Genomic DNA, 26,783 nt, shown 5'->3' with positions numbered 1-26,783 from the left:
ATCTACCAGAACTGCCCCATCTTCAACGACGGCGCCTTCGACGTACTGAAGGAACCCGGCGAGAAAGAGCAGAGGCTCATCCCGCTGGAGGACGGCAAACCCATCCGCTTCGGACCCGACGGCGAATACGGCGTCGTCCGCCCCGAACTCGGCGGACTCGAGGTGGGGCCGTACGACCCGGACCGCGTGGTCGTCCACGACGAGTCCATTGCGGACCCGTCCTACGCGTTCGCACTGTCCCGCCTGTCGACGCAGGACCTGTCCCACACGGTCACCGGTGTCTACCGCAAGGTCAGCCGCCCCGCCTACGACGACCTGGCCCGCGAACAGCTCGCTGCGGCCACGGCTCCCGCGGATCTGCGGTCACTGCTTCGGGGGAGCGACACCTGGACCGTCGGCTGAACAGCGCAGCCACACCGGACTCCGGGCACCCGACTCCCACTCGCGGTACGCGCGGACGACCAGCAAGTGGAAGCGGACCGGTGCCAAGGGGCCCGCGTCCACCGTGACCACCGTCGGTGTGTGGCATCTCGGAACCGTCGACATGCCCGCCTCCTCCCCGGCGCCACCTCCTCCGCAGCAGGCGCGAAGGACCAACGGTAGCCACCTCTGTACTCGGCGTCGCCGGGCTGAAACAACTGTCGAGCACGACACGAGCCGGTCTCCAGTGGCGGTGAGGAAACTCACAGAAGGTTCGTTATGTCGGACCCGCCGGGTCCCGTTCGGACAAACAGTTGTCGAGGAACGCCATGACACATATTGACTTACCAGTAGGTTCCGCGGATGTCCTTCCTCGCCTGGCAGCCACGGCGTGGCCGGACCGTGCGGCACTCCGCACCGGCACCAGCGCGGTGACGTTCGCCGAACTGGACCGAGCGGTCTCCCGGCTCGCGTTCGGGCTACGGCAGCACCTCGGCGGCGAGGGCCTCACCGTGGCCGTGTCGGCGTTGCCAGGCCTCGACTTCCCGACGGCGTTCTACGCGATCGTGCGCAGCGGCAACGTGGCGGCCCCGGTGGACCCGAGGATGCCGGCGGACGAGTTCGCCGACTTCCTGACCGCCACCAAGACAAGCGCGGTCATCCTGGGCCGCGCCATGTACGAACGGGTCCGCCCCGCACTGGGCACATCGCTGGAACTGGTGCTGCTGCTGGACGCCCCAGCCGAGGTCGGAATACTGACCTGCGCGGAGCTGGCGACGACCGGCACACTGCTGGTGGACCCCCGCGACCGCGACGAACGCGCCCCGGCCGCGATCCTGTCCGGCCTGATCACGCACCACACCCTGAAGGCACGGGCGGCGTCGGTCGGCCTGACACCCGAAACGGTGGTGCTGAACGCGACCCCGGTGTACGACGTGACCCAGCTCAGCGCCGGCATCCTGAGCGGCGCGAAGCAACTCCTGTCCCGCGACCGCTCCCTGGAACAGAACGCGACACACCTGCTGACCGAACAAGGCCTGGCAGCGTTGCGCGCCTCGTAGGGCCAGGTTGCCCACAGGTCTGCGGAGTTGTCCACAGCCTGTGGGCCAACCGGCGGTTCTTGTCGGTGCGCCTCGGTACGCTGGATTTCGGGGGCCGGAGGCCGGCCCCCGACGACTACGGCTGCAGGATGTCCTCACCCGGCGTGTCGGCGAACAGCGAGTCGATCTCGTGGGCGTACTTCTCCGTGATCGGCTTGCGGCGCAGCTTCATCGTCGGCGTCAGCTCGTCACCGCCCGGTTCCCAGGCCGACGCCAGCAAGCGGATGCGCTTCACCTGTTCGACGCGGGCGAGCTTCTCGTTGCCCGCCTTGACGCCGGCGAGCACCGCCGCCCGGATCTCCGGGTGCGCCACCAGCTCCGCCGCGGACGCACCGCCGAAACCGTGCTGCTGAGCGAAAGCCGCGGCCGCGTCCGGGTCGAGTGTCGCGATCGCCGCCACGTACGGCCGGTTGTCGCCGATCGCGACCACCTGGCCGACCAGTGAGGTCGCCGCCTTGATCGCGTTCTCGATGTTCGACGGCGACATGTTCTTACCGGACGCGTTGATGATCAGTTCTTTCTTGCGGTCCACGATCTTCACGTAGCCGTCGGCGTCGATCTCCGCGATGTCGCCCGTGTGCAGCCAGCCGTCGGCGTCGAAGGTCTCCGCGGTCTTGTCCGGGGCGTTGCGGTAGCCGCGCATCACTGTCGGGCCGCGGGTCAGCAGCTCGCCGTCCTCGGCCAGCTTGACCTCCATGTCCTTCATGGCCCGCCCGACCGTGCCGAGCTTCGTCCGGCCCGGCGCGTTCGCCGTGGTCGCGCCGCCGGTCTCGGACATGCCCCAGACCTCGTAGATGGGGATGCCGATGCCCCAGAAGAACTCCAGCAGGTCCGGGGAGATCGCCGAAGCGCCGGACGCCGGGGCCTTCGCCTGGTCCAGGCCGAGCTTGTGCCGCAGCTTCGACAGCACGAGCTTGTCGGCGACCCGGTGCTGCGCGGCCAGCACCGGTGGCACCGGCCTGCCAGCCAGCTCGTGCCGGACCGTCTTGATGCCCGTCTCGATCGCCCAGGCGGCGATCTTGCGCTTGACCGGGCTCTGCTCGGCCGCCAGCCCCATGTCGATCGCCGCCTTGAACTTCTGCCACACCCTCGGCACGGCGAAGAACGAGTGCGGCCGGGTGTCCCCGAGCGCCTCGGCCAGCTTCGTCAGGTCCGCGACACATGTGACCTGGATGCCGAACAGGATCGCGAAGTACTGCGCGGTGACGCGGTCCGCGATGTGCGCGGCCGGCAGGTACGACAGGATCCGGTCACCCGGTTCGGCGCGGAACAGGACCTTGGTGGCGTCGGCCTGCGCGATCACGTTGGCGTGCGTCAGCTCGACGCCCTTCGGCGGGCCGGTGGTGCCGGACGTGTAGATGATCGTCGCGAGGTCGCTCGGCTCAACGGCCTGCCACGCGGCGTCGAAGTCGAAGTCGGGGTCGCCCTTCGCCTCGAGGTCGGCGAACGTCAGCACACCGTCCACATCGGACACGTCGTCGGCGCACACGATGTGCTCGACCGCGCCGCGCACCTCCTGGATGCGGGGGAGGAACCGCTCGTCGCAGAACACCACCGTGTTGCCGGCGTTGCCGAACAGGTACGCGATCTGCTCCGGCGGCGAGGTGTTGTAGATCGAGAACGGGGTGGCGCCGAGGTGCAGGGCGGCGGCGTCGGCGAGGTGGAACTCGGGCCGGTTCGAGAGCATCAGCCCGACGGTGTCGCCTCTCTTCACGCCGAGCGCCGCCAGTCCCGCGGCCAGCTTGCGTACCCGCTGGTCCCACTCGCGCCAGGTGATCTCCGTCGCGCCGCCCGGCGTGCGGATGATCACCGCGTCCGGGCTCGTCTTGGCGAACTCCTGGAACGCCGCGCACAGCGTGGCGTACGAAGAGGGTGACTTGTTCATGTGTGCACGCTCCGATGCGCCGGGTCGGCCCCGTGGTTGGCCGTGATCGTAAGCATCCGTGTCCTACCCCGTCCATGCCGAACAGGGCATTTGCGGCATTCGGACGACGCTACCGGCACGCTTCGTGAGCGGTCAACGACGCTGCTGAGGTGTGGTTTCGATTCGGTACTGCTCGATCAACTCCTCGTGGTCGGCCGGTGCACCCTCGGTCATCGTCACGGGGTGCGGAAGTGAGCGCGCGGGTGGTTCTCGTCCGGGCGCAACATTCACGCGCCCCGCTCCTTCAGCGCCTCGTCTCCGCCGGCGATCCTGACCTCGTATACCTGCACGGGTCTCAGGCCAGGGCCATGGTGAGCAGGTCGCGGCACGCGGCGCTGATCTCCCGGCGGTCCAGCTCTGTCGGGGCGACCCTCGTCAGCTGGTGCAGGAGGAGTCCGTCGAGGTGGGCGACCAGCGTGCCCGCGCGTCGCTTGGGTTCGCTCGCGCCAGCCGCGGCGATGGTCTGTTCCGCCATCACCCGGAACGCCGCGCCGTGCGTCATCAACCTCATGCGCAGCGCCGGGCGCCGTGTCGACTCGAGTGTCAGCTCGTAGCGCGCCAGCGTGCGTTCCCGCGAGTCCGTCAGCCACCGCCACACCAGGGCCGTGACCAGCGAGGTAAGCGCATCCATGTCGACCTCGCCGCCGCGTTCGAGCGGTTCGCCGATGTCGAGGGCATCCAGCTCGGCCATCCTGGCGAGCGCGGCGAACATCAGCGCCTCGCGGGTGCGGAAGTAGTACGACGTGGAGCCCTCCGCCAGTGACGCCGCCCGGTCCACCGCGCGGTGTGTGAACCCGCGCAGGCCCTCGCGCGCGATGGTCGTTATCGCTGCGTCCGCGATCACAGTCCGACGGTCTGCCACACCGGCACTCTACGGGTGTAGAGTTACTACAGCTGTAGAGGAGGGGGTTGGCATGGAAGCCATCGTCGCGGGTGGAGGCATTGGTGGACTGGCCGTCGCGGCCGGGTTGCACCGGCGTGGCTGGACGGTCCGGGTGCTGGAGCAGACCGAGGAGTTCAGCGTGGTCGGCGCGGCGATCTCGTTGTGGCCCAACGCGTTCCGCGCGCTGGCGGCGGTCGGCGCCGAGGTCGACGGTGAGCGGTTGGCCGAGTCCGGCGGCCTGCGGGACTGGCGCGGCCGCTGGATCGCGCACATGGATCCGGCGGTCGTCGACGCCCACGCGGCCCGGGCCGCGATCGTGCACCGGCACGACCTGCGGACCGCGTTGCTCGCGCGGGTGCCGCAGGAGTGCCGGATGAACGGGGTCCGCGTGCGCGGCGCCCGGGTCGACGGGGACCGTGCGGTCGTCGAGTACGACGGTGGCGAGCTCACGGCCGACCTGCTCGTCGGCGCTGACGGGGTGCGCAGCGTCGTGCGTGAAGCACTGTGGCCCGCGGCCGCCCCACCTCGGTACTCGGGGACCACGGCGTGGCGGATCGTCCTGCCCAGGCCGAAGGGACTGGCCGGGGTCTGGGCCGAGACCTGGGGACCGGGTTCGGTGTTCGGCATGTTCCCGATGCCGCACGACCTCGTGTACTGCTACGCCACGGCATCCGTGCCACCCGGCGGGCGCGGTGCCGACGGTGAGCTGGCCGAGCTGCGTCGCCGGTTCGCTGACTGGTGTGAACCGATCCCGTCCGTGCTCGCCGCCGCGACCGAGGACCAGGTGTTGCGGCACGACCTGTATGCGCTTCCACCGCTGCCGACCTACGTGCGTGGCCCGGTCGCGCTGCTCGGCGACGCCGCGCACGCGATGACTCCGTTCCTCGGCCAGGGCGGCTGCCAGGCACTCGAGGACGCGGCCACCCTCAGCGTCGCGGTCGAGACACAGCCCGACCTGGTCACCGCGCTGCGCCGCTACGACGAGCTGCGCCGGCCGCGCACGCAGGCGATGGTCAGGAAGTCGCGGATGACCGGGGCGGTCGGCCACCTGTCCTGGGGGCCGGCGCGGGTGGTCCGCAACGCGTTGCTGCGTGCGCTGCCGATGTCGGTGTTCGCGCGGAACCTCGCGCGACCGTTCAGCTGGCGGCCGGAGGACGGGTTGGACGTAACACCGATCCGACCAGGTGTGTGATCAGCTACCCGCGTGGACTTGTTCGGCGGCCAGGGTGACCCACCGGCCACCATGGTGCTGGTGACGGCTGTCGTCGCACTGGTCGTGGTGGCCTTCAACGAGCTGTGGCGACCGGCCCGCAACGTGATCACGATCGTGCACGAGGCCGGGCACGCGCTGGCGGCGGTACTGGTCGGCCGGCGGCTGTCCGGCATCCGGCTGCACTCGGACACGTCCGGGCTGACGCTGACGAGAGGCAAGCCGTACGGGCCGGGCATGGTGATGACCGCGTTCGGCGGGTACGTCGCGCCGTCGCTGCTCGGACTGGGGTTCGCCGGTCTCGTCGGCGCGGACCGCATCACCGCGGTGCTGGTGGTCTGCGCGGTGCTGCTGCTCGGCGTGCTCGTGATGGTGCGCAACGTGTACGGGTTCTTCTCGGTGCTGCTCACCGGCGCCGTGCTGTTCGGCATCGCGTGGTGGACGAGCCCGCTGGTGCAGGCCGCGTTCGCGCACGTCATCACGTGGTTCCTGCTGCTCGGCGGTGTGCGGCCGGTCGGTGAGCTGCAGAGCAAGCGCCGGCGCGGGCGGGCGCGGGACTCCGACGCCGACCAGCTCGCGCGGCTCACCGGCGCGCCGGGTTGGCTGTGGATCGGCATGTTCTTCTTCATCAACCTCGGTTCGCTGGTGCTCGCGGCGGCGTGGCTGTTGGGGTGAGGCAGACTTACCGCATGACTGTGGTGTCTGAGTCCGTGTCGTCGGCCGTCTCCGCGTGCGCGCAAGCCGCCTACCGGGCCGCACCGACGCTGGCGGCGGCTCCCGACTCGGCGATCGACGGCGCGCTGTCGGCGATGGCGTCCCGTCTGCGTGCCTCGTCGGCTTCTCTGTTGGAGGCGAACGAGGCGGACGTCGCCGCCGCGACCGCCGACGGCATGAGCGCCGGCCTGCTGGACCGGCTGCGCCTGTCACCGGAACGCCTCGACACGATGGCGTCGGCGCTGGAACTGCTGGCCTCGACCCCACACCCGCCGCGGTCCGCCTTCGTGCGCGACCTGCCGGACGGGCTCAAGCTGTACGAGCGCCGCCGCCCGGTCGGCGTGATCGGCGCCAACTACGAGGCCCGGCCGAACGTGACCGTCGACGTCGCGTCACAGCTCGTGAAGTCCCGCAACGCCGGCGTACTTAGGACGGGTGGCGCGGCACTCGGTTCAGCGACGGCGTTGCTGCGCTCGGTCATCGCCCCGGCGCTGGAAGAGGCGTCTCTGGACCCGGCCGCGATCCAGCTGGTGCCCACCCCCGACCGTGCCGCCGCCTCGGCGCTGGTGTCGCAGCCGGCGCACATCCCGTTGGTGATCCTGCGGGGGAGCGGCGAGACCACGCGGACGCTCGGCCAGGAAGCCGCCCGGCACGGGGTCCGCACACTGGCCCACGCGGACGGCGGTGGCGTGCTGTACGTCGACGTCGAGGCGGACGTGTCGGTCGCCATCGACCTGGTGCGCAACAGCGTGGACCGGCTGGGCGTGTGCAACCGGCTGAACCTGCTGCTGATTCACTCGGACGTGTACGAGTCCTTCCTGCCCTCGGCGCGGTCGCTGCTGACCGACCTGGGGATCACGCTGTCGCTACCACCCCACAACCACCCGATCGGGTACGAATGGGCGCTGGACTCGTCCCGCGAGGCGACAGTGACCGTGCTGCCGGTGTCCTCGGCAGTGGAGGCCGCGTCGGTCGCGAACACGGAAACCTCGGGCCTGGCCGCGTCGATCGTGACCACGTCCCAGGCTACGGCGGAAGCGTTCATGGACGCCTACACCGGCACCGGCGTCTTCTGGAACGCGACGACCCGCCTACTCGACGGCTTCAAACTGCTCGCGGTCCCGGAGACCGGCATCAACATCGACAAGGTCCCAGGCCCCCGAGGCCCGGTCACCTACCCAGACCTGTGCCTGCGCCAGTACGCAATCCTCCCGGCCTAACCACTTGCCTTCAACATAAACTGTAAGCGTGACGTTTGAGCGGATCACCATAGATCCGGATGTGATGGGTGGTGCACCCTGCATCCGGGGGTACCGCATTCCCGTAGCCACGGTGGTGGCGATGTTCGCTGACGGAATGACCGCCGACGAGATCGTCGCTGACCTACCCGATCTCACACCCGAGGACATCACAGAGGCCCTCCGATACGCGGCGGAGGCCGTTCGAGAGCGGACGTTGCCACTGCGGCACACTGCGTGACGTGAAGTTCCTGATCGACAACAACTTGTCGCCTCAGGTTGCCGTGTTGCTCCGCGAGGCCGGGCACGACGCTGCCCATGTCCGTGACTACGGCATGCAGGCAGCACCTGATGATCAGGTGCTTGTTCGAGCGTCCGACGAAGGCCGGGTTCTGATCTCCGCCGACACGGACTTCGGGTTGCTGCTGTCCCGCCTGCACGCCACGGCGCCGTCCGTGGTTCTGGTCCGGCGACTCGTCGGCCGCCGCGCCAAAGGACATGACGGACGTGATCCTCGCGAACCTGGCGCCGGTCGCCGAGGATCTGGCGGCCGGCGCGGTCGTGGTGCTCGGCGAGGAATCGGTGCGGGTGCGGCGGTTACCGATCTAGCCGCAGGCGGCTCTCATGGCTTGGGGCGTCTCGCTGTTCCCGAAAACGTAACTCGTGGGGGCCGAACGCGAGACTCGCGGATCGTCAGGCCCGTGTGTAGGGCACCCGTTGGTTTTACCCACACCGAGTGCGGGATCTTCGACGGGTTGTGCACGATTTCCGTGTAGTACTCGCGACCCTGGCTGATCACCCAGTACGCGACGTCCTCGCGGCCGTCCTCTGACTCCTCCATGTGGTCGGCCCACGGGTAGTCGTGTGTCAGGCTCTGGGCGGTGTCCAGCAGTTCCTCATGGAAACGCACCAGCGCGTCGAGCGGCATGGCGTGCAGTGCGGCCACCGGGTCAGCGGACTCGACCACCGACCAGAACTCGTCACTCGGCTCGGGGGGCCGCGAGAGACTCACGGTGGATCACTTCTGCCGCTGCTTCCTCCACGCGCGGGGAATGCTGTGGGGCCTCCAGTGCGAGGGTGATCGCTCGGGCGCCGATCTCAACCAGTGGGAGGCGGACCGTGGTCAGGCGTGGGGTGACGTCGCGGGCGATGGGCATGTCGTCGAAGCCCACTACCGAAACATCGGATGGGACGGACAGGCCGCGGTCCCGCAAGGTCGACAGTGCGCCTATCGCCATGGAGTCGTTGAGGGCCACGATCGCGGTCAGTTTGGGGTCCGCGTCCAGTAGCGCGGCCGTCGCCGCGGCGCCGCCGTCCCGGTCGAACTCCGCGTAGGCGATGCGCCGTGCCGGGAGGCTGCGGCGGTGGTCGCGGGCCGCTCGCCGGAGGCCGGCAAGGCGGTCGGTCGTCGTGGTCAGCTGGCGCGGGGCCGCCACCACGCCGACGTGGCGGTGCCCGAGGGAGAACACCGCGGAGCCGATCAGGTAGCCGCCCTCCTCGTTGGCCGGCATCACCGCGTCGCCGGCCAGTTTGTGGCGGCCCACCACCGACACCCGGCCCCCGGTTGCCATGTACGCGGCCAGTTTCGCGTTCAGCGACTTCGTGAACGCGGGGTCGTGGTAGCCGGAGCCCGCCAGGATGATCGCCTCGACCTGGTGTGCCCGCAGCAGTTCCACGTACTCCAGCTCGCGATCCGGATCGCGGTAGGAGTTGCAGATGATCACCAGGCGGCCCTGCTCCGAGGCGACCCGTTGCAGCCCACGCGTGATCTCCGCGAAATAGGGGTCCGACACGTCGTGCACGATCACGCCGACGGTGGTGCGATGGGAGCGGGCCAACAGTTGCGCGTGCGCGTTGGGCACGTACTGCAACTCTTGTACCGCGCGTAGCACCCGTTCGCGTAGTTCGTCCGACACGATCTTCGGGCTACCGTTCACGATGCGTGACACGGTTGCCGCCGACACGCCAGCCCGACGCGCGACATCGGCAAGCGTCGCCATGCCAGACCTCCGATGTTTGACACCAAATACTTGCCCGCCTAGCGTCAGGCTACAAGGAAAGCCCTTTCCTTCGCCTGAAGGCGTGATTACCGCCAGTGTCCATTGTGCGGCCCCGCAACAGCAAGGCCGCCACGCCGAGGGGTACCGATGCGTGATCCACTGCCGGGCGCGGTAGGCGTCTCGAAACTCTCCGTGTACGACACCGCGACCCCCGACGGCCTGCCCGGTGGCACGCCACACCTACACCTCTGCTGCAGCGAGGCGTACGTGGTGACCGCCGGCGCGGGACAGGTCCAAACTCTGTCCGGCCAGGACGGGTTCCAAGAGCACGACCTCAAGCCCGGAGCCGTCCTCTGGTTCACCCCGGGCACGATCCACCGCCTGATCAACCGAGGCGGCCTGGAGATCACGGTGCTCATGAGCAACACGGGACTGCCGGAGGCCGGCGACGCCGTCCTCACCTTCCCGCTCGACATCGTGCGCGACCCCGACCGCTACGCCGAGGCCGTCGCGCTCCCGAACGGCGGCGCGCCCGGCACCGACATCACCTCCGCCTACCGCCGCCGCGACCTCGCCGTACAGGGCTTCCACGAACTCCGGGAGCACGGCACCCTCGACGAGTTCTACGCCGCCGCCATGCGACTCAAGCAGCCGCTCCTCGACGGCTGGCGCGAGCGGTGGGAGCGGGGCGCGCGACGGGCCGCTGAAAGTACCGGGCGGCAGATCGACGCGTTGGCCGGCAACGACCCCAGCCATCTGCGGGAATCCCGGGTCAGCGGCAAGCCGGGGCCCGACGAGGAGGGTCGGCTCGGGATGTGCGGACTTCTCGACACATACCGTTACGACCCATAACGGGAAAGCCCTTGCCGCGACCAGGTTCGGACAAATAGAGTCCTGGGAAAGCGCTTGCCTGGCAGTGACGCCCACGGCGGGAGGACTTTCGTTGAGAACCCGGAGCTACGTCATAGCGTTCTGTTTGTCCCTGGTCATCGGCACCATGGTGGCGCCGCTCGCCGCCGCGCAGGCTCGTTTCTCCATCCTCGTCTTCTCCAAGGTCAACGGCTACTACCACGACTCGATCCCCGCGGCCCAGCAGGCGATCACCGAACTGGGGCAGGAACACGACTTCGACGTCACGGTCTCCGACGACGCGAACCTGTTCACCGACGCCGGCCTCGCCCCGTTCGACGCGGTCGTCTTCAGCAACACCAACAGCCGCGACGGCGCGATCCTCAACGCCGCCCAACGCGCCGCCTTCGAGCGCTACATCCGCGCGGGCGGCGGCTACGCGGGCATCCACTCCGCGAGCGGCACCGAGTACGACTGGACCTGGTACGGCCAGCTGATGGGGGCCTTCTTCGACAAGCACCCGGCGATCCAGCCGCTCAAGGTGCAGGTCGACGACCGCGCCCACCCGTCGACGAAGGGCCTCCCGCAGGTGTGGGAGCGCACCGAGGAGCCGTACGACTTCCGCGTCAACCCGCGCGGCTCGGTCCACGTCCTCGCGAGCTACGACACGAACAGCTACACCGGCCACACGATGGGTCCCGACCACCCGATCTCGTGGTGCCAGAACTTCGAGGGCGGCCGCTCCTGGTACACCGGCCTCGGCCACGACGCGGCCACCTACAGCGACGAGAACTTCCGCGGCCACATCCTCGGCGGCATCCAGTGGGCGGCCGGGGCGGTCAAGGGTGACTGCGGCGCCACCGAGGACAGCCGCTGGCAGAAGACCCTCCTCGAAGGCGACACCGACGACCCGCTGCAGATAGAGGTCGACCACAAGGGCCGCGTGTTCTACATCCAGCGCGGCGGCCGGCTGAACGTGTACGACCCGAAGGTCGGCTACAGCCACGAGGCAGGCCAGTTCGACGCGTTCGTCCTGCACACGCACGGCATGCACGGTTTCGTCCTCGATCCGAACTTCGCGCAGAACGGCTACATCTACGTCTACTACTCGCCACGCACCAAGGGCGTGAACCGGCTGTCCCGTGTCCGGTTCGACGAGTTCACCAACACGGTCCGGGACGAGAAGGTCCTGCTGGAGTTCTTCTCCCAGCGCGAGATCAACGCCCACGAGGGCGGCGGCATGGCCTTCGACAAGAACGGCAACCTCTACCTCGCCACCGGTGACAACGTCGATCCGTGCTGCCAGGGCTACGCGCCGATCGACGAGCGCCCCGGCCGCCAGAACCAGGACGCGCAGGGCACCTCGGCCAACACCAACGACCTGCGCGGCAAGGTCCTCCGCATCCACCCGGAGTCCAACGGCACCTACACGATCCCCGAGGGCAACCTGTTCCCGCCGGGCACCGACAAGACCCGCGCCGAGATCTGGGCGATGGGCCTGCGCAACCCGTACCGGCTGCACATCGACCCCGACACCGGGTGGGTCTACTGGGGCGAGGTCGGTCCGGACGCCCGCGAGGACAACCCGACCCGCGGCCCGATGGGCTACGACGAGTTCAACGTCGCCAAGGGACCCGGCAACTTCGGGTGGCCGCTGTGCATCGGTAAGAACCGCGCGTACGTGGAGTACGACTTCACGACCGGCGTGTCCGGCCAGCCGTACGACTGCGACGGCGGCCCGGTCAACAACTCGCCCAACAACACCGGCCTCACCCAGCTCCCGCCGGTCCAGCCGGCGTGGCTGCCCTACCCGTACAGCGTCAGCCCCGAGTGGCCGGAGCTGGGCACCGGCGGCCGGCTCGCGGTCGGCGGCCCGACCTACCACTACGACGCGGACCTCGACTCGGAGAACAAGCTCCCGCAGTACTACGACGACACCACGTTCATCGCGGACTGGACCCGCAACGCGATGTTCGAGGTGAAGTCGGACGCCGCCGGAAACGTCTTGTCCGTCAACAGGTTCCTGCCCAACGCCGGGTTCCTCCGCCCGATCGACATGGAGATCGGCCCGGACGGCGCGCTCTACGTCATCGAGTGGGGCACCAACTACGGCGGCTCGGGCCGCGGCGACCCCAACTGGGACTCGGGCATCTACCGCCTCGACTACCTGCGGCCCGGTGAGCGCGCGCCGATCGCGAAGGCCACGGCGACCCCGTCGTCCGGGCGCGGGCCGCTGACCGTCCGGTTCACCAACCAGTCCACCGACCCGGACACCGGCCAGACCCTGACCCACGCATGGGACTTCGACGGCGACGGCACCACCGACTCGACGAGCGCCAACCCGACCCACACGTTCACCACGAACGGCACCCACCGGGCCCGTCTGGTCGTCACCGACCCGACCGGCCGCCGGACACCGGTCACCGTCGCCGTGACGGTCGGCAACTCCGCGCCGAAGGTCGAGCTGACGGGGCCGGTCGACGGCCAGGTCTTCGACTGGGGCGTGCCGATCCCGTACGAGCTGGCGGCGACCGACCCGGACGGCACGGTCGACTGCGAGCTGCCGCTCACCAAGGGCGGCGTCGGGCACGCCCGACAGGTGCACCCGGTCAGCCAGAACCGGGGCTGCGCGGGCGAACTCACCCCGAGCATGGTCGCCGGCCACACGCCGAAGGACAACCTGACCTACGTGCTCGACGCCGGCTACACCGACACCGGCAGCCCGTCCCTGTCCGCCAGCGACCGCCTCACCCTGCAGCCGAGGCACAAGGAAGCCGAGCACTACAGCCGGCAGAGCGGCACCCGTGTCCTCAACAACAGCGAGGGCGGCGGCGCCGGCCTGGTCGGCGGTGTCTCCAACGGAGACTGGCTCAGCGTCGCGCCGGTGAACCTGAAAGGCGTGACCAGCCTGAACTTCCGGGTCGCCAGCAGTGCCAACGGCGGCACCATCGAGATACGGCAAGGAAATCCGGACGGACCGTTGCTCGGCAGCGTGGCGGTACCGGTGACCGGAGGTGGCCAGACGTGGACCGTCGTCACGGCGGCGGTCACCGACCCTGGCGTCACGCACGAGCTGTTCCTGGTCGCCAGGAACCCGGGTGTGACAGGCGATCTGTTCAACGTCGACTGGTTCGAGTTCGGCTGAGAGGTCGACAAAAAGAAGGTGGCGACATTAGGTGTCAAGCATGGTGACCTCGAACGAAGCACGAGCTGAACCGAAGCGGTCGAAGCCGGCGCTCGAGCCGCTGCCCAAGGTCACGGTCGGCGCGCGGTTGGCTCGGTTCGCCCGCGCGGCGTGGCCGCCGGCGCTGCTGCTTGTGTTCATCTGGTTCGTGTGGTGGTTCGCCACCGCGCAGGGCTGGGTGAAGCCCTATCTCGTGCCGACACCTGGCCAGGTGTGGGACCGGTTGATCCAGGACTGGTCATCGCTGATGTACCACTCCTACGTCACTCTGTACGAGACGGTCGTCGGCTTCCTGCTGGCGAGTGTGCTCGGTCTCGCGACCGCACTGGCGATCGCGAGCTCCAAGGCAGTGGAGAAGACGCTCTATCCGATCGTCCTGTTCGCACAGGTGATCCCGAAGATCGCGATCGCGCCGCTGATCGTGGTGTGGGCCGGCAACGACCTCGCCCCGAAGATCATCCTGGCGGTGCTGATCGCGTTCTTCCCGGTGGTCGTCTCGGGGGTCGCCGGCCTCCGGTCGACCGATCCTGAGCTGCTGGACCTGTCCGCCACCATGGGTGCCAGCCGGTGGCAGACCTTCCGCAAGATCCGCTTTCCCAACGCGTTGCCCCACCTCATGGCCGGAGAGAAAGTGGCGGTGACGCTGGCCGTGGTCGGTGCCGTGGTCGGCGAGTTCGTCGGCGCGAGCGAGGGCCTCGGCTACCAGTTGATGGTCGCCAACGGAAACCTCGACGCGCCGCTGCTGTTCGCGGCACTGATCCTGATGTCGATCATCGGCATCGTGCTGTTCGTGATCGTCGAGGTGCTGGAGGCGCTGCTCATCCCGTGGCACGCCAGCCGCCGGTCCGCCATGCCGCTCACCACGTCCTGAAAGGTCAAACTCAATGAAGCGTTTACTCACAGGCATAGCCGCCGCCGCGCTCCTGGTCGGCTGCGCGCCGAGCGGACAGAACAACGAGAGCAGCGGCAACCAGGGATCCGACAGCACCGCGTCCGGTCCGAAAGAGACGGTCACCTTCACCCTCAACTGGGTGCCCTACGGCGAGCACGCCCCGTTCTACTACGGCATCCAGCAGGGCTACTACGCCGACGAGGGCATCGACCTGAAGATCGAGCCGGGCAGCGGTTCCGGCAACACGATCAAGGCCGTCGCACAGGGCCAGACGCAGTTCGGCTGGGCGGACACCCCGCCGCTGCTCAACGCGATCACCACCGGCATGCCGGTGAAGAGCGTCGGTGTGTTCCTGCAGAAGGGCCCGGCGTCCATCGAGTTCCTGGCCGACAAGAACATCAAGTCCATCAAGGACCTCAAGGGCAAGACGGTCGGCGGCACCCCGGGTGACGCGATGTACGCGACGTTCCCGGCGCTGCTCGCCGCGAACGGCATGCAGCCCTCCGACGTGACGGTCGTGAACATGGACGCGGCCAACAAGATCGCGCAGCTGGCCGAGGGACAGGTCGACGCGATCATGGGCTTCTTCCACGACCAAGGCCCGACCATCGAGTCCAAGACCGGCAAGAAGGTCGACCACCTGCTGTTCGCGGACAACGGCCTGAACCTGATGGGTCTCGGGATCGTGGCAAGCGACGAGACGCTGTCGTCCAAGAAGGACCTCGTCGGCAAGTTCGTGCGGGCGACGCAGAAGTCGTGGGCCGAGGCCGTGAAGAACCCGGAGGACGCGGCGAAGGCCATGGCCGAGCTGGCCGAGAACGAGCCGCCGGAGGAGGTGCTCGTCAAGCAGCTCACGCTGGCGGAGCCGTTGCTGGAACTGGACACCGCGAAGTCGCCTGGCGTCAACACCGAGGACCAGTGGAGCGAGACGATCGAGATCATGTCGACGAACGCCGGTCTCAAGGACGCCGGTGAGCCGTCGAAGTACTGGGACAGCAGCTTCGCCAAGGCCGACGGGTCATGACGAATCTCATGACCGGTACGGCCGTCGACATCGAGAACGTGTCGATCCGGTTCCGCTCCAAGCGGTCCACGACGACCGCGCTCGACGACGTCAGCATGCGGATCGAGGCCGGCGAGTTCATCTCGATCGTCGGCCCGTCCGGGTGTGGTAAGTCCACCTTGCTCAAGGCCGTGGCGGGCCTGGTGAAGCCGACCGACGGCACGGTGTCGCTGTTCGGGCAGAAGGTCACCAAGCCGCAGCAGAACATCGGCTTCGCGTTCCAGCGCGCCGCGCTGCTCGAGTGGCGGGGGGTTCGCAAGAACATCCTGCTGCAGGCCGAGATGCGTGGCATGGACAAGGCGAAGGCCGCGCGGCGTGCCGACGAGCTGATCGAGCTGACCGGGCTCACCGGGTTCGAGAAGGCGTTGCCGCACGAGCTTTCCGGTGGCATGCAGCAGCGGGTGGCGCTGTGCCGCGCGCTGCTGCACGAGCCGCCCGTCCTGCTCATGGACGAGCCGTTCGGTGCGCTCGACGCGCTCACCCGCGAGCAGCTCAACGCGGAGCTGAACAAGATCTGGCGCGAGACCGGCACCACGATCCTGCTGGTCACCCACTCGATCGCCGAGGCCGTGTTCCTCGGCACCCGGGTGGAGGTGATGAGCCCGCGGCCGGGCCGTCTGATGCGCACGTTCCACGTCGACCTGCCGGCCGAGCGCGACTACGCGCAGGTGATGACCGACACCCGGTTCGGTTCGCTCACCCGCGAGATCCGCGAACTGCTCGGCGCACACGAGTCCCACTGAGTTCACAAAAGGGTGAAGCGACATGTCCCGAAGGTCGATCGGCATCGTGCTCAACGGCGTGACCGGACGCATGGGCTACCGACAGCATCTGGTCCGTTCGATCCTGGCCATCCGTGACGACGGCGGTCTCCCGCTGCCGGACGGCACGGTGCTCTGGCCGGAGCCGGTGCTGGTCGGCCGCAACGAGAGAAAACTCGCCGAGATCGCGGCACGGCACGGTCTCACCGACTGGACGACCGACCTGCACGCCGCGCTCGCCCGTGACGACGTCGAGATCTACTTCGACGCGCTCACCACACAGCGGCGGGAGAAGGCGATCAAGACGGCGATCGACGCCGGCAAGCACATCTACACCGAGAAGCCTCTCGCCATGGACGTCGCGGGCGCCCTGGATCTGTCGCGCGCGGCGGCCACGGCGGGGGTGTGCAACGGTGTGGTGGCCGACAAGATCTTCCTGCCCGGCCTGCGCAAGCTGAAGCGGCTGATCGACGGCGGCTTCTTCGGCCAGGTGCTGTCCGTGCGGGCCGAGTTCGGCTACTGGGTGTTCGAGGGCGACTGGCAGAAGGCGCAGCGTCCGTCGTGGAACTACCGAGCAGAGGACGGCGGCGGTGTCGTGCTGGACATGTTCCCGCACTGGCACTACGTGCTGGAGAACCTGTTCGGCCCGGTGCGTGCGGTCCAGGCCACGATCCGCACGCACATCCCGAAGCGCTGGGACGAGAACGGCGAGGAGTACACGGCGACCGCCGACGACGCGGCGTACGCGATCTTCGAGCTGGACGGCGGGATGATCGCCCAGTTCAACTCGTCCTGGTGCGTGCGGGTGTTCCGGGACGAGCTGGTCGAGTTCCAGGTGGACGGTACGCACGGCAGCGCGGTCGCCGGCCTGCGGCGCTGCCGCGCCCAGTCCCGCGCGGCCACGCCGATGCCGGTGTGGAACCCGGACGCACCACCCAATGTGGACGCCCGGGGCGACTGGGCCGAGGTGCCGGACAACGAGCACTTCGACAACGGTTTCCGTGTGCAGTGGGAGCACTTCCTGCGGCACGTCTACGCAGGCGAGCCGTTCCCGTGGGACTTCGCCGCCGCCGCACGCGGTGTTCAGCTGGCCGAGCTGGGACTCAAGGCAGCGCGTGAGGGCCGGCGGATCGAGATTCCGGAGCTGTCGTGACGTCGATAGTGCTCCCAGGCGGGGAGCGGTACGAACTCCGGGGTGGCGCTGTGTCCAGTGCCGGCGCCGCCCCGGCTCGAACGAGGATCGCCTACGCGGCCGCACACGTGGTGGCGGATCCGCTGGCGGAGAACGTGCCCGGTGCGCCGGCAACCCTCGACTGGGACGGCACGCTGGCGTTCCGGCATCACCTGTGGCGGCACGGGCTCGGGGTGGCCGAGGCGATGGACACCGCCCAGCGCGGCATGGGGTTGGACTACCCGGCCGTGCGGGAACTGGTGCGGCGCAGCGCGTCCGAGGCCAGGTCGGTCGGTGGGCGGATCGTCGCAGGCGTGGCGACGGACCAGCTGGACGGTCCGGCCACGGTGCCGCGGGTGCTCGAGGCGTACCGGGAGCAGCTGGCGGACGTCGTCGAGGCGGGCGCGGTGCCGGTGATCATGTGCAGCCGGCACCTGGCCGCGGCGGCCAAGGGGCCGGACGACTACCTGTCCGTGTACTCGACGCTGTTGTCCGAGGTGGACTCTCCGGTGCTGCTGCACTGGCTGGGTTCCATGTTCGACCCGGCGCTCGCGGGCTACTGGGGCACGCTGGACGTGGCGGCGGCCGCGGACACCGTGCTCGCGCTGCTGAAGGACCATTCGGCCAAAGTGGACGGCATCAAGATGTCGTTGCTGGACATGGACTTCGAGGTCGACGTCCGGCGCAAGCTGCCGGCCGGCGTGCGGATGTACACCGGCGACGACTTCAACTACCCGTCGCTGATCGCGGGTGACGAACAGGGCTACTCGGACGCGCTGCTGGGGGTGTTCGCGGCCATCGCTCCCGCGGTCGGCCCGGCGCTCGCGGAGCTGGACAAGGGCGACGAGAAGGCCTTCCACGCGCTGCTGGACCCGACCGTGCCGCTGGCCCGCCACCTGTTCGGCGCGCCCACCCAGTACTACAAGACGGGCATCGTGTTCCTGGCCTGGCTTTCCGGCCACCAGCAGCATTTCACGATGGTGGGTGGCCTGCAGTCGGGCCGTTCGGTCACGCACCTGGCGAAGCTGCTGGTGCTGGCGGACGAGGCCGGTCTGCTGCCGCACGCCGACCTTGCCGCCTCGCGCGCTCGGGCGTTCCTGTCCGTGGCGGGGGTTCCCCAGTGAAAGAGTTCTCGTTCAACCAGGCCACGGCCAAGTACTGGCCGCTGGTCGACGTGGTCAAGGGTTGTGCGGCGGCCGGTGTCCGGCACGTGGGTCTGTGGCGGGAACCCGTCGCGGAGTACGGTCTGTCGCGGTCCGCCGCCCTCGTCAAGGACGCGGGCCTGTCGGTGACCTCGTTGTGCCGCGGCGGTTTCTTCGGCGAGGACGACTGGTACGACGACAACCGCCGAGCACTCGACGAGGCGGCCGAGTTGGGTGCGCCCGCTTTGGTGCTGGTGTGTGGCGGGTTGTTCGGTCGTCCGCTTGCCGAAGCCCGCGACCGGGTGGCTGGGGGCCTGGAAGCGTTGGCCCCGCACGCACTGGACGTCGGCGTGACCCTCGCGGTCGAACCCATGCACCCGATGTTCTGCGCGGACCGGAGCGTGGTCGCGTCGTTCGCCGGCGCACTCGAACTGTGCGCGCCGTACCCGGCGGCGGCGGTGGGCATCACGCTCGACACCTACCACGTGTGGTGGGACGAGCGGGTGTTCGAGCTGATCGCCCAGGCCGGCGACCGGATCGCGTCCTTCCAGCTCGCTGACTGGGTGGTGCCGCTGCCGGCGGACGTCCTGGTGGGCCGGGGACTGCCGGGCTCGGGACATGTCGACTTCGGACCGCTGATCGAGGCCGTGCTCGCCACGGGCTACGACCGCCCGATCGAGGTCGAGGTGTTCAACGCCGAGCTGTGGGCGCGGCCCGGCGAGGAGATCCTGCGGGACACGATCGCCGCCTACCAGTCGGTCATGGTGTGAAAGGGCGCCCGGGGAGTCCCCGGGCGCCCTTTTCCCGTTACTTCTTCAGGGCGTAGGCCCGGATGATCGTCTGGCGCTGTGAGTTGCCGTCGGTGTCGGAGACCGACGAGCGCAGCGAGACGAACTCCGCGTCCGCCGGGTGGTCGACGGTGGCCGTCCACTGACCGCGGTGCCGCTTGACGGTCGTCGGCTTCCACGTCCTGCCGTCGTCATAGGACACCTCGACGGTCGGGTTGGAGACCTGGGCCGGGTCGTCGCTTCCGTTGCGCTCCCCCGAGAACGGGATCGTGAACCGCTTGCCGCGGAGTGTGGCGTTGTGGTCGTCCAGCTTCGGCGCGTACCGCACCCCGAGCATCCCCAGCTCCGGGGATGAGGTGGGATCCTCGCTCCGCTGTGAGGCGAACGTCCACTCGATGTCGAACTTCGTCGACAGTCGGGAGTAGTCCGACCGGTCAGCGGTGGTGCGCATGGTGTACACCGCGCGCTCCGGTCCGACCTCGAACACTCCCTCGCCCGCAGTGTCGGACTCGCCGATGACCTCGCCGTCGCGCAGCAGCTGGGTCTTCCCGGGCAGGGGGACCATCCCCCAGCGGCCTTGACCCTGGTCGGACACCAGCGCTTGCTGGAACCACAGCAGGTCCCCACGACGGAACGACGCGGCGCCGAGCCGCGAACTCGCCATGGCGGGCCCGAACACCGCGTTGTTCCAGCGCACGGTGGTGGTCCTGCCGCGGGGGAACACCACCGGATCGAGCTGCAGGAAGTAGGTGCGGATCTCGCCGCCGATCACCTCACTGAAGGAGCGGAAGGCCCATGGCACGTCCGGGGTGTACAGCTCGTCCAGGGTGCCGGGCAACGCGATGGCCACGGTCCGTTCGCGGATCCCCGTCGAGCCGGGTGTGCTCGTCGCGTGCTCGGACCGGACGCGGGCGAGGTCCCGTCGCCGGTCGTGCCAGCCGGGCGTCTGCGGCACACGGGGGTTTCCCGTCGGGGTTGCTCGGCCAGGAGATCCGGCGTTCATCCGTATCCTCGGGTGGGTGAGCTACCAGCTACCCCATGAGTTCCGGATGGCCGGCGGCGGTTTCGGCCGGATGGTGAAGCCGTTCGTGGCCGTGCTCGTGTTCTTCGCCGTGATCATGCTGCTGCTGTTCTGGATCTTCACGGGTCCGGTCGGCGGCATCCTCGCGGCGATCCTCGGCCCGCTGGCGCTGCTCGGCGTGCTGTACGGCAAGTTCACGAAGCTGCAGGACGGTTCGGTGGTCCGGTTTTCCGAGTACGGAGTGGAGCTGTTCGACAAGATGGGTTTCCACATCCGGTTGGGGTGGCGGGACATCACGCGGATCGGCGAGGTGGACAGCCAGATGGCGCGGCCGACCCCGGTCGGCTTCCGCGGCGGCAGCGTCCGTGTCGGCGTCGGCCCGATGAAGTCGCTGGGGATCATCGGCTGGGGCGATCGCGTGATCCCGCCGAACGCGCCGGGCTGGATGCGCCAGAACCTCGCCGCCCAACCGGTGAACCCGGCGGACGGCCGTCCCGAGGTCGCCATTCCGCTCGGTGGGGTCGACCCGAACTGGATGCAGGGACCCATGGGGCAGTGGGTCCGCCAGTACCGACCGGACCTGCTGGGTGGTCCGGGTTACCAGCAGCCCCACCCGCCCCGGTGACCGTCAAGGCCGCCGGGCTCGGGATGCGTGCCGGCGAGCAGTGGCTCTTCCGCGAACTGGAACTGGACGTCGGGGCCGGTGAGTGCCTCGTGCTTTCCGGGCACAACGGCAGCGGGAAGTCCACGATCCTGAACGTCCTCTACGGCACACGCGAACCCACCGAAGGCACTGTCGAGGTCGCCGGCAGGAGCCCGGACGAGCGGGACGTCGGTTTCCGGCGCCAGGTGGCGGTCCTCCTCGACGACTCCGAGCTCTTCGTCGAGCTGTCGCCCCGCCAACACCTCGAACTCCTGCTCGGCACGTTCGACGAGAACCCCGCCGCCGCGGACGCCTGGCTCGAGCACGCGGGGCTCGCCGAGCGCGCCGACGTGCACGCCTACTACCTCTCCGCGGGGCAGCGCCGCCGCCTCCTGCTCCTCGGCGCCCTCGCACGCCCGCACGACGTGCTTCTCCTTGACGAACCCGAGCGCGCGCTGGACACCCAGGGCAAGGAGTGGCTCGCGGAGGTCGTCGCCCAGGAGAAGGAGCACGGGCGCACGATCGTCGTCGCCACCCACCACCCGCCGCTGCTGGACCTCGCCGACCAGGTGGTGCGCCTGGGATGAGGCGCTGGTTCTCCGGAGACGAGCGAACCCTCGCCGTCTTCCTGGTCGGTGGCGTGTTGACCATGGCGTTCTTCCGGCTGGACCTTCTCCGCACGAAGCTCGGGATCACCGACGAGCCGGGCATGCTGCTGCTGGTCGTCACGGCCCTTGCGTGGTGGTCGCTGCTGCCGCGCTCGTTCGTGTGGCTGGACCCGGCCGACCTGACGTGGCGTGACTTCGGCGGCGTCGACCGGGTGGCGCTCATCGGCCGGCGGTTGACGACAGGCTGGCTCGTCCGCCTCCTCGCCCTCGGCTACGTCCTCGCGCTGTTCGCCGCTCTCGCCGCGGCGCCATGGGTGTGGATCACCGCAGGTGCCGCGGTCCTCGTGGGAGCAGGCGTGCTCGCGCTGGCGGTCGTCCGCCGGCCCCGAACCGCGCCGACGGCCGAGGCACTGACCGTGCTCGCGCTCGCCGTGGTCGTCCCCGCTCCGCCCGCCCTGTTCGCGGTGGGCGCGGTCCTGGCTCTGGCCGGCATCGCCCTCATCCGGCCCGGACCACCGCCGGTCGCGGACGTCGGCCGCCCGGGGTTGGTCGACGGCTGGCGGGAACGCGTCCTGCGGGTCAGCGGCGTCCAGTTCCTCGACCTCGCACTGTTGCTCCCGCCCGCGCGCCCGACCCGTGCCGGCCCGCTCACCGGCGGCGTCCGACTCGCCGTGCTCGGGGTCGCGGGCCGGGTCCGCCACGTCCCGACCGCCGCCCTGCTCGGCATCGCGGCGGTGGCCACGCACCGCGCCTTCCCCGCGCTGCCGGAGATCGTCGTGTTCGGGATCTTCGGTTACCTCGCGCTCGTGCCGTTGACCGCGGGTCTGGGAGAGCTGTGGCGCTCACCCGGCCGTCGCCGCTGGGTCGGAGCCAGCGACACGGCACTGCGCTGGCACCACTTCGTCGTGGCCACCCTGCTGGCCGTCGTGTGGGGCGTGCCCGTGTGGCTCCTCGGCGGCTGGGACCCGAACGTGCTGGTCGCGGCCCCCGTACTGGCCGCGTGCGCGGTGCGCACCATGACCAGGAAGACACCGACCTACGACAACCTCGTCCCGGTCGACACGCCCATGGGCACGATGCCGGTCCGGCTGATCATGCAGACCCTCCGCGGCCCGGACCTGGGCCTGCTCGCGTGGGTGCTCACGTTCGGCTTACCACCGTGGGGTGTCGCCCTCGTGGCCGGCGCCGCGGTGTCGCTGGCCCTGTTCCGCTAAAAGCCCGCAAGCCAGGCCGCGAGCTTCTCCTCGGCCTCGGCCCGCCTGTCGGGGAAGCGCTGAGCGACCACGAACCGCCAGCAGACACCGAACATCTCCCGCAGCTCGACGCAGGTCGCCAGCTCCTCGGTCGACACCGACCCGGGGTAGGCCGCCACGGCCGCGGCCCCGTCCACCAGTGTCGACGAGGCCAGGCACGCCAGGTCCCAGCCGAGCGGCCCCCGCCACGCGTCCTCGAAGTCGTTCCACATCAGGCCCGTCGACGTGGCCAGCAGGTTCCCCGGATGGGCGTCCCCGTGCACCGGCTGCGCCGGGAGGTCGGCCAGCGCACGGCCCAGCCGCTCGTTCTCGGCCCGCATGAGGGCCTGCACCGACGCGGGCACAGTGCCCGTGAGCAGGTCGATCCCCCGCTCCATGTCGTCACACGGGCCAAGCCGGGGCAGGTCGCCGTCGAAGTCCGCCAGCGCCATGTGCAGGTCGAACAGCCGGGCGGCGATGTCGCCGGGAGCCACCACGTGATCGGGATCATGCGGCTCGTGGTGCCACAACCCCACCACGAACCCGTCCACATGGACTGCCGGAGAGATGGGACGGGTCGCCAAAACGCCACGTGCCGCCGCGTGCCGGGCCACCTGGGCGTCACGGCGGAACCAGCTCTCGATCCCCGGGCGAACACTCGCAGTGAGGGTCGCGACCCGGGCAACGACCGGTGCCGGTCGCAGGTGGACGACCACATTGGAGCCGTCATGGAGGACGACCGGGGCGTCACAGGTGACCCCCAGCGACGTGGCGGCCGTCACCGCGGCACCGACTGGGGACACGGTCGACATGGTGGCACCCGCCGGACCAGCGGCGCTTCTCATTTCCCCCAGCAGCCCAGCCGCGCCGGCCGGTTCCACGAGGGCTACGATCGCCTCGAATCGTGCTCACCCGCAGGAGGCATGGAGTGACGGCAGTAGCCCCTAAGCCGATCGCCACGCGGCCGTACCCGGCCCGTCCGGCTGCGAAGGGTTCATACCTGCTGCAGCTGTTCCGGGAGACCGACCCGAAGAAGATCGGCGTGATGTACCTGGTCACGGCGTTCGCCTTCTTCATGATCGGCGGCGCGATGGCGATGCTCATCCGCTCCGAGCTGGCGTTCCCCGGACAGCAGTTCCTGTCGCAGGAGCAGTACAACCAGCTGTTCACCATGCACGGCACGATCATGCTGCTGCTGTACGCGACGCCGATCCTCTTCGGCTTCGCGAACTTCGTGCTGCCGCTCCAGATCGGCGCCCCTGACGTGGCGTTCCCCCGCCTGAACGCGTTCAGCTACTGGCTGTTCCTGTTCGGCGGCCTGATCGTGATCTCGGGCTTCCTGACGCCGGGTGGCGCCGCCGACTTCGGCTGGTTCGCCTACACCCCGCTGTCGGACAAGATCCACTCGCCCGGTGTGGGCGGTGACCTGTGGATCGTCGGCCTGATCCTGTCCGGTCTCGGCACGATCCTCGGTGGCGTGAACATGCTGACCACCGTGGTCTGCCTGCGCGCGCCCGGCATGACGATGTTCCGGATGCCGATCTTCACCTGGAACATCTTCATCACCTCGATCCTGATCCTGATCGCGTTCCCGATCCTGACCGCGGCGCTGTTCGGCCTGCTGGCGGACCGCCAGCTTGGCGCGCACGTGTTCGACCCGGCCAACGGCGGCGTGATCCTCTGGCAGCACCTGTTCTGGTTCTTCGGCCATCCGGAGGTCTATATCGTCGCGCTGCCGTTCTTCGGCATCGTGAGTGAGATCTTCCCGGTGTTCAGCCGCAAGCCGCTGTTCGGCTACCGCGGCCTGGTGTACGCGACGCTGGGCATCGCGGCACTGTCCGTGGCCGTGTGGGCGCACCACATGTACGCGACCGGCGCCGTCCTGCTGCCGTTCTTCTCCTTCATGACGTTCCTCATCGCGGTCCCGACCGGGGTGAAGTTCTTCAACTGGATCGGCACCATGTGGAAGGGGTCGCTGACCTTCGAGACGCCGATGCTGTTCTCGGTCGGCTTCCTGGTCACGTTCCTCTTCGGCGGCCTCACCGGCATCCTGCTGGCCGCGCCCGCCATCGACTTCCACGTGTCGGACACCTACTTCGTGGTCGCGCACTTCCACTACGTGCTCTACGGCACGATCGCGTTCGCGACCTTCGCCGGCATCTACTTCTGGTTCCCGAAGATCACCGGCCGGTACCTCGACGAGGGCCTCGGCAAGCTGCACTTCTGGACCACGTTCATCGGCTTCCACGGCACCTTCCTCGTCCAGCACTGGCTGGGCAACGAGGGCATGCCGCGCCGGTACGCCGACTACCTGGCGTCCGACGGCTTCACCACGCTGAACACGATCTCGACGATCGGCGCGTACATCCTGGGCGCGTCCACGCTGCCGTTCATCTGGAACGTGTTCAAGAGCTACCGCTACGGCGAGACCACCACCGCGGACGACCCGTGGGGCTACGGCAACTCCCTGGAGTGGGCGACGACGACCCCGCCGCCGCGGCACAACTTCCTGGAGCTGCCGCGGATCCGGTCCGAACGGCCCGCGTTCGACCTGCACTATCCGCACGCCGTCGACGACGCGCACCGCGACAAGTACATCGGGCCGTTCAGCGGGAAGCACAAGGTGACCGTGCCGGCCGCCCCGTCGGAGAAGCTGTCCGAAGCGACCGGCGCGGACGACGTCAACAAGGATGACTGACTGAGCATGTCACCTCAGCCGACCCCCACACCGGTCCTTATCACCGTGACGGGGCCGGACAAGCCGGGTGTCTCGTCGGTGTTGTTCGCGGTGCTGACGAGACACGGCGTCGAGATCCTGGACGTCGAGCAGGTGACCATCCGCGGCCAGCTGGTCCTCGGGGTCCTGGTCAGCACCGACCACGACCCGGAGGACCTGCAGGAAGCCGTCGAGCAGGCCATGGCGACGGTCACCATGCACGTCACCGTCGAGATCGGCGCCGACCCGCTGACCCCGGCACGGCTGGGCTCCAGCCACGTGCTGGTGGTGCTGGGGCGGCCGATGCCGGCGCGTGCTTTCGCGGAGGTGGCCCGCCGGCTGGCGGCACTGGACGTCAACATCGACGCGATCCGCCGGGTCGCCGACTACCCGGTCACCGGTCTCGAGCTGCGGGTGTCGGTCGCGCAGGACACCCCGGAGGCGGACGCCGCGCTGCGGTCCGCGCTGGCCGAGGTGTCCGTCCGGGTCGGCCTGGACGTCGCGGTCGAACGCGAGGGCCTCACCCGCCGCGCCAAGCGCCTGGTGGTGTTCGACGTCGACTCGACCCTGATCCAGGGCGAGGTCATCGAGATGCTGGCGGCGCACGCCGGCTGCGAGGACGAGGTCCGCGAGATCACCGAGTCCGCCATGCGCGGCGAGATCGACTTCACGGAGTCGCTGGAGCGGCGGGTCGCGTGCCTGGCCGGGCTGTCGGAGTCGGTGTTGGACGAGGTCGCGGACGCGCTCACGCTGACCCCGGGCGCCCGCACGACCATCCGCACGCTCAAGCGCATCGGCTTCCGCTGCGGCGTGGTGTCCGGCGGCTTCACCCGGATCATCGAACCGCTCGCGGCGGACCTTGGCCTGGACTTCCACGTGGCCAACGACCTGGAGGTCGTCGACGGCAAGCTGACCGGCCGCGTCGAAGGCGACGTCATCGACCGCGAGGGCAAGGCGGCCGCGCTGCGGAAGTTCGCCGCCCAGTTCGACGTCCCGCTGTCGCAGTGCGTGGCCATCGGCGACGGCGCCAACGACATCGACATGCTGGGCACCGCTGGTCTCGGCGTGGCGTTCAACGCGAAACCGGCACTGCGCGAGGTGGCCGACACGGCGTTGTCGCACCCGTACCTGGACGTGGTGCTGTTCGTGCTTGGCGTGACGAGGGCCGAGGTGGAGGCCGCCGACGCCGCCGACGGCCTACCGCTGCCGCGTCAATGAGCGGAG

24 protein-coding genes and 2 pseudogenes are annotated in these 26,783 nt (G+C 69.2%); 20 read left to right on the top strand and 6 right to left on the bottom strand.

All coding sequences use genetic code 11. From position 1 onward, the window contains the following. Together VF106_RS31200 and VF106_RS31195 are read left to right on the top strand one after the other, a co-directional pair. Nucleotides 1–402: pseudogene (locus VF106_RS31200) on the top strand (2-oxoacid:ferredoxin oxidoreductase subunit beta); the annotation flags it as partial. A gap of 347 nt (nucleotides 403–749) precedes the next feature. After that, nucleotides 750–1,481, top strand: coding sequence for an AMP-binding protein (locus VF106_RS31195; protein ID WP_330843472.1), 732 nt, complete (start codon nucleotides 750–752; stop codon nucleotides 1,479–1,481). A gap of 115 nt (nucleotides 1,482–1,596) precedes the next feature. Here VF106_RS31195 and VF106_RS31190 read toward each other — a convergent pair whose 3' ends face one another. Then, nucleotides 1,597–3,405, bottom strand: a complete 1,809-nt coding sequence (locus tag VF106_RS31190; protein WP_330843471.1) for an AMP-dependent synthetase/ligase — start codon at nucleotides 3,403–3,405, stop codon at nucleotides 1,597–1,599. Between the two features lie 334 nt (nucleotides 3,406–3,739). Continuing rightward, nucleotides 3,740–4,288, bottom strand: a complete 549-nt coding sequence (locus VF106_RS31185; protein ID WP_330843470.1) for a TetR/AcrR family transcriptional regulator — start codon at nucleotides 4,286–4,288, stop codon at nucleotides 3,740–3,742. Nucleotides 4,289–4,358: 70 nt separating this feature from the next. Between VF106_RS31185 and VF106_RS31180 the strand changes: the two genes are divergently transcribed. The 5 genes and pseudogenes from VF106_RS31180 to VF106_RS51030 all read left to right on the top strand — a co-directional run. Beyond that, on the top strand, nucleotides 4,359–5,519 hold the full coding sequence (locus VF106_RS31180; RefSeq protein WP_330843469.1) for an FAD-dependent monooxygenase: 1,161 nt from the start codon (nucleotides 4,359–4,361) through the stop codon (nucleotides 5,517–5,519). A 51-nt stretch (nucleotides 5,520–5,570) separates the two neighbouring features. Continuing rightward, on the top strand, nucleotides 5,571–6,212 hold the full coding sequence (locus tag VF106_RS31175; RefSeq protein ID WP_330843475.1) for a M50 family metallopeptidase: 642 nt from the start codon (nucleotides 5,571–5,573) through the stop codon (nucleotides 6,210–6,212). A gap of 14 nt (nucleotides 6,213–6,226) precedes the next feature. Continuing rightward, nucleotides 6,227–7,471, top strand: a complete 1,245-nt coding sequence (locus VF106_RS31170) for an aldehyde dehydrogenase family protein (protein ID WP_330843468.1) — start codon at nucleotides 6,227–6,229, stop codon at nucleotides 7,469–7,471. A 28-nt stretch (nucleotides 7,472–7,499) separates the two neighbouring features. Then, complete coding sequence (locus tag VF106_RS31165) at nucleotides 7,500–7,730, top strand: DUF433 domain-containing protein (protein ID WP_330843467.1); 231 nt, start codon at nucleotides 7,500–7,502, stop codon at nucleotides 7,728–7,730. A 1-nt stretch (nucleotide 7,731) separates the two neighbouring features. Next, nucleotides 7,732–7,953, top strand: a pseudogene (locus VF106_RS51030) (DUF5615 family PIN-like protein); the annotation flags it as partial. A 158-nt stretch (nucleotides 7,954–8,111) separates the two neighbouring features. Here VF106_RS51030 and VF106_RS31160 read toward each other — a convergent pair. Together VF106_RS31160 and VF106_RS31155 are read right to left on the bottom strand one after the other, a co-directional pair. Further along, nucleotides 8,112–8,501, bottom strand: a complete 390-nt coding sequence (locus VF106_RS31160; RefSeq protein WP_330843466.1) for a DUF4240 domain-containing protein — start codon at nucleotides 8,499–8,501, stop codon at nucleotides 8,112–8,114. Continuing rightward, nucleotides 8,470–9,489 (bottom strand): LacI family DNA-binding transcriptional regulator, encoded by a 1,020-nt coding sequence (locus VF106_RS31155; RefSeq protein WP_330843465.1) that lies wholly within the window; start codon nucleotides 9,487–9,489, stop codon nucleotides 8,470–8,472. The genes VF106_RS31160 and VF106_RS31155 overlap by 32 nt, the downstream gene beginning before the upstream one ends. Nucleotides 9,490–9,636: 147 nt before the next feature. Between VF106_RS31155 and VF106_RS31150 the strand changes: the two genes are divergently transcribed. From VF106_RS31150 to VF106_RS31115, 8 genes are all read left to right on the top strand, one after another. After that, entirely contained in the window at nucleotides 9,637–10,341 is a 705-nt protein-coding gene (locus VF106_RS31150; RefSeq protein ID WP_330843464.1) for a cupin domain-containing protein, read from the top strand. Nucleotides 10,342–10,432: 91 nt separating this feature from the next. Next, nucleotides 10,433–13,483, top strand: coding sequence for a ThuA domain-containing protein (locus tag VF106_RS31145; RefSeq protein ID WP_330843463.1), 3,051 nt, complete (start codon nucleotides 10,433–10,435; stop codon nucleotides 13,481–13,483). A gap of 40 nt (nucleotides 13,484–13,523) precedes the next feature. Then, nucleotides 13,524–14,393, top strand: coding sequence for an ABC transporter permease (locus VF106_RS31140; RefSeq protein ID WP_330843462.1), 870 nt, complete (start codon nucleotides 13,524–13,526; stop codon nucleotides 14,391–14,393). 13 nt (nucleotides 14,394–14,406) lie between these two features. After that, nucleotides 14,407–15,438: an ABC transporter substrate-binding protein gene (locus VF106_RS31135; RefSeq protein WP_330843461.1), complete on the top strand. Its 1,032-nt coding sequence runs from the start codon at nucleotides 14,407–14,409 to the stop codon at nucleotides 15,436–15,438. Between the two features lie 8 nt (nucleotides 15,439–15,446). Beyond that, nucleotides 15,447–16,220 (top strand): ABC transporter ATP-binding protein, encoded by a 774-nt coding sequence (locus VF106_RS31130; protein WP_330843460.1) that lies wholly within the window; start codon nucleotides 15,447–15,449, stop codon nucleotides 16,218–16,220. A gap of 22 nt (nucleotides 16,221–16,242) precedes the next feature. After that, a complete protein-coding gene (locus tag VF106_RS31125) occupies nucleotides 16,243–17,391 on the top strand; it encodes a Gfo/Idh/MocA family protein (RefSeq protein ID WP_330843459.1) in 1,149 nt (382 codons plus the stop codon). Next, the gene (locus VF106_RS31120) at nucleotides 17,388–18,533 is read left to right on the top strand and encodes a dihydrodipicolinate synthase family protein (protein ID WP_414639105.1); all 1,146 of its coding nucleotides are present in this window, start codon (nucleotides 17,388–17,390) and stop codon (nucleotides 18,531–18,533) included. The genes VF106_RS31125 and VF106_RS31120 overlap by 4 nt, the downstream gene beginning before the upstream one ends. Beyond that, nucleotides 18,530–19,321, top strand: a complete 792-nt coding sequence (locus VF106_RS31115; RefSeq protein WP_330843458.1) for a sugar phosphate isomerase/epimerase family protein — start codon at nucleotides 18,530–18,532, stop codon at nucleotides 19,319–19,321. The genes VF106_RS31120 and VF106_RS31115 overlap by 4 nt, the downstream gene beginning before the upstream one ends. A gap of 37 nt (nucleotides 19,322–19,358) precedes the next feature. Here the strand turns inward: VF106_RS31115 and VF106_RS31110 are convergent, their stop codons facing one another. After that, the gene (locus VF106_RS31110) at nucleotides 19,359–20,294 is read right to left on the bottom strand and encodes a hypothetical protein (protein ID WP_330843457.1); all 936 of its coding nucleotides are present in this window, start codon (nucleotides 20,292–20,294) and stop codon (nucleotides 19,359–19,361) included. Between the two features lie 64 nt (nucleotides 20,295–20,358). Here VF106_RS31110 and VF106_RS31105 point away from each other — a divergent pair, with 64 nt between their 5' ends. From VF106_RS31105 to VF106_RS31095, 3 genes are read left to right on the top strand one after another with little or no spacing between them, the layout of a single operon-like run. Further along, nucleotides 20,359–20,985: a hypothetical protein gene (locus VF106_RS31105; RefSeq protein ID WP_330843456.1), complete on the top strand. Its 627-nt coding sequence runs from the start codon at nucleotides 20,359–20,361 to the stop codon at nucleotides 20,983–20,985. Then, nucleotides 20,982–21,590 (top strand): ABC transporter ATP-binding protein, encoded by a 609-nt coding sequence (locus VF106_RS31100; protein WP_330843455.1) that lies wholly within the window; start codon nucleotides 20,982–20,984, stop codon nucleotides 21,588–21,590. The genes VF106_RS31105 and VF106_RS31100 overlap by 4 nt, the downstream gene beginning before the upstream one ends. Continuing rightward, entirely contained in the window at nucleotides 21,587–22,825 is a 1,239-nt protein-coding gene (locus tag VF106_RS31095; protein ID WP_330843454.1) for a hypothetical protein, read from the top strand. Before VF106_RS31100 ends, VF106_RS31095 begins: the two co-directional genes overlap by 4 nt. Here VF106_RS31095 and VF106_RS31090 read toward each other — a convergent pair. After that, a complete protein-coding gene (locus tag VF106_RS31090; protein WP_330843453.1) occupies nucleotides 22,822–23,646 on the bottom strand; it encodes a phosphotransferase in 825 nt (274 codons plus the stop codon). The two genes, VF106_RS31095 and VF106_RS31090, sit on opposite strands and share 4 nt — an antisense overlap. A 125-nt stretch (nucleotides 23,647–23,771) precedes the next feature. Here VF106_RS31090 and ctaD point away from each other — a divergent pair, with 125 nt between their 5' ends. After that, nucleotides 23,772–25,541 carry an aa3-type cytochrome oxidase subunit I gene (ctaD, locus tag VF106_RS31085; protein WP_330843452.1) on the top strand — a complete coding sequence of 590 codons (1,770 nt, stop codon included), beginning with the start codon at nucleotides 23,772–23,774 and terminating at the stop codon, nucleotides 25,539–25,541. 6 nt (nucleotides 25,542–25,547) lie between these two features. After that, nucleotides 25,548–26,777 carry a phosphoserine phosphatase SerB gene (gene serB / locus VF106_RS31080; RefSeq protein WP_330843451.1) on the top strand — a complete coding sequence of 410 codons (1,230 nt, stop codon included), beginning with the start codon at nucleotides 25,548–25,550 and terminating at the stop codon, nucleotides 26,775–26,777. Nucleotides 26,778–26,783 lie beyond the last annotated feature (6 nt).

It is taken from the genome of Actinophytocola sp. (genome assembly GCF_036378875.1).
Taxonomy (GTDB): Bacteria; Actinomycetota; Actinomycetes; order Mycobacteriales; family Pseudonocardiaceae; genus Actinophytocola.
The sequence above is the reverse complement of the archived record's forward strand: the minus strand, read 5'-3'. Positions and strand labels throughout refer to the sequence as shown.

Excerpts from the sequence above, each read along its gene's own strand:
- VF106_RS31175 (WP_330843475.1), top strand. The coding sequence starts at position 5,571 with ATGGTGCTGGTGACGGCTGTCGTCGCACTGGTCGTGGTGGCCTTCAAC.
- VF106_RS31125 (WP_330843459.1), top strand. The coding sequence starts at position 16,243 with ATGTCCCGAAGGTCGATCGGCATCGTGCTCAACGGCGTGACCGGACGC.
- VF106_RS31140 (WP_330843462.1), top strand. The coding sequence starts at position 13,524 with ATGGTGACCTCGAACGAAGCACGAGCTGAACCGAAGCGGTCGAAGCCG.
- VF106_RS31095 (WP_330843454.1), top strand. The coding sequence starts at position 21,587 with ATGAGGCGCTGGTTCTCCGGAGACGAGCGAACCCTCGCCGTCTTCCTG.
- VF106_RS31180 (WP_330843469.1), top strand. The coding sequence starts at position 4,359 with ATGGAAGCCATCGTCGCGGGTGGAGGCATTGGTGGACTGGCCGTCGCG.
- VF106_RS31155 (WP_330843465.1), bottom strand. The coding sequence starts at position 9,489 with ATGGCGACGCTTGCCGATGTCGCGCGTCGGGCTGGCGTGTCGGCGGCA.
- VF106_RS31150 (WP_330843464.1), top strand. The coding sequence starts at position 9,637 with ATGCGTGATCCACTGCCGGGCGCGGTAGGCGTCTCGAAACTCTCCGTG.
- VF106_RS31130 (WP_330843460.1), top strand. The coding sequence starts at position 15,447 with ATGACCGGTACGGCCGTCGACATCGAGAACGTGTCGATCCGGTTCCGC.
- VF106_RS31170 (WP_330843468.1), top strand. The coding sequence starts at position 6,227 with ATGACTGTGGTGTCTGAGTCCGTGTCGTCGGCCGTCTCCGCGTGCGCG.
- serB (WP_330843451.1), top strand. The coding sequence starts at position 25,548 with ATGTCACCTCAGCCGACCCCCACACCGGTCCTTATCACCGTGACGGGG.
- VF106_RS31135 (WP_330843461.1), top strand. The coding sequence starts at position 14,407 with ATGAAGCGTTTACTCACAGGCATAGCCGCCGCCGCGCTCCTGGTCGGC.
- VF106_RS31190 (WP_330843471.1), bottom strand. The coding sequence starts at position 3,405 with ATGAACAAGTCACCCTCTTCGTACGCCACGCTGTGCGCGGCGTTCCAG.
- VF106_RS31195 (WP_330843472.1), top strand. The coding sequence starts at position 750 with ATGACACATATTGACTTACCAGTAGGTTCCGCGGATGTCCTTCCTCGC.